Below are 1072 nucleotides of genomic sequence, written 5' to 3' on the forward strand. Positions count from 1 at the left end.
GGGTGAGCAGCCGCCGATGACCGAGGACGAGCTGGAGAAGCTGTTCCTGTCGCTGGCCTGATCCGCGAGCCCCGACCTCCCGTGGCGTAGCCGTGGGTAGCAGCCAAGGCAGAAGTGTGCTTCCTGGATACCCCACCGGGTATCCGTGACCAGGAGGTGTTGCATCGTGTCGATGCGCGAGATGGACGTGGAGCAGTTCGCGGCGGGACGTCGTGAGGACATGGCCGTGGTGGATGTGCGCTCCCATGAGGAGTTCGTGTCGGGCCACGTACCTGGGGCGGTGAACATGCCGCTGGAGCGGGTGATCACCGATCCGGGCCGCTATGCCGGGCAGGAGTTGTACGTGATCTGTCAGTCCGGGGGTCGCAGCGCCCAGGCGGCGCAGGCGCTGGCCGCTGCCGGCGCGCAGCCGGTGTCGGTGGCCGGCGGGACCGCCGGCTGGATCAGCTCCGGGCGCCCGGTGGACACCGGGGCCCGATGAGCGCCCCGCCAGTCCGATCGAACCGACGAAACGAAGGAGATCTGTCGTGATCGACGTCAACGTGATCGAAACGTCCTCGCTGGGTGACCGCAGCTACCTGGCCACCGACGGGGAGGTGGCGGTGGTGGTCGACCCGCAGCGAGACGTGGACCGGGTCCTGGCCCTGGCCGGGCGGCTCGGGGTGCGGATCTCGCACGTCGTGGAGACCCACGTGCACAACGACTACGTCTCCGGCGGGCTGGAGCTCGCCCGCCTCACCGGCGCGGCCTATGTGATGTCGGCGCGCGACGATCTGGCGTTCGCCCGCACCGGCGTGGTCGACGGTGACGTGCTGGAGGCCTCGCCGCGGCTGCGGCTGCGGGTGCTGGCCACCCCGGGGCACACCTTCCATCACCTGTCCTACGTGCTGGAGGGCCCGGACGGGCCGCAGGGGGTGTTCACCGGCGGGTCGCTGCTCTACGGCACCACCGGGCGTACCGACCTGCTGGGTGACGAGCACGCGGAGGCGCTGGCTCGGGCCCAGCATGCTTCGGCCGCGTCGATGGCCGACGTGTTGCCCGACGGGGCGCAGGTGTGGCCGACCCACGGGTT

At 70.7% G+C, this 1072-nt stretch carries 2 protein-coding genes; both read left to right on the plus strand.

Translation table 11 applies throughout. The features are described 5' to 3' along the window. Positions 1 to 172: 172 nt before the first annotated feature. A complete protein-coding gene (locus WHI96_RS27760; RefSeq protein WP_253067048.1) occupies positions 173 to 481 on the plus strand; it encodes a rhodanese-like domain-containing protein in 309 nt (102 codons plus the stop codon). A 46-nt stretch (positions 482 to 527) separates the two neighbouring features. Further along, the coding region (locus WHI96_RS27765) for an MBL fold metallo-hydrolase (protein WP_349302528.1) at positions 528 to 1072 on the plus strand (545 nt) is incomplete at its 3' end.

This window comes from Pseudonocardia tropica, from assembly GCF_040105315.1.
Classification (GTDB): domain Bacteria; phylum Actinomycetota; class Actinomycetes; order Mycobacteriales; family Pseudonocardiaceae; genus Pseudonocardia; species Pseudonocardia alni.